General features: G+C 66.2%; 1 protein-coding gene. It reads right to left on the minus strand.

Annotated features, from left to right (window positions below):
* Positions 1-317: FAD-dependent monooxygenase (locus HA630_RS01245; RefSeq protein ID WP_371809176.1), on the minus strand; the 317-nt coding region annotated here is incomplete at both ends.

Consider the following 317-nt stretch of genomic DNA (forward strand, 5'->3'; position numbering starts at 1 on the left):
GCGTCCAGCGCGTAGTCGCCGTCGGGGGTGTGGACGGTCAGCAGCGCGCCGTCGTCGCGCGTGGCAATGCCGGTGACCTGGTGGCGCCAGCGGATATCGATGTTGGGCAGCTGCAGGCAGCGCTCCACCAGGTAGGACTCGCAGTAGTACTGCTGCAGGTTGATGAAGGCCGGGCGCTCGTGTGCGGCTTCGGGCAGCAGGTTGAACTGGTACACCTGCTGGTCCTTGAAGAACACCTTGCCCACGTTCCACGACACGCCCTTGTCCACCATCGGGTCGCCCACGCCCAGGCGGTCCCAGATCTCCAGCGTGCGCTT

This window comes from Aquabacterium sp. A08, from assembly GCF_011742065.1.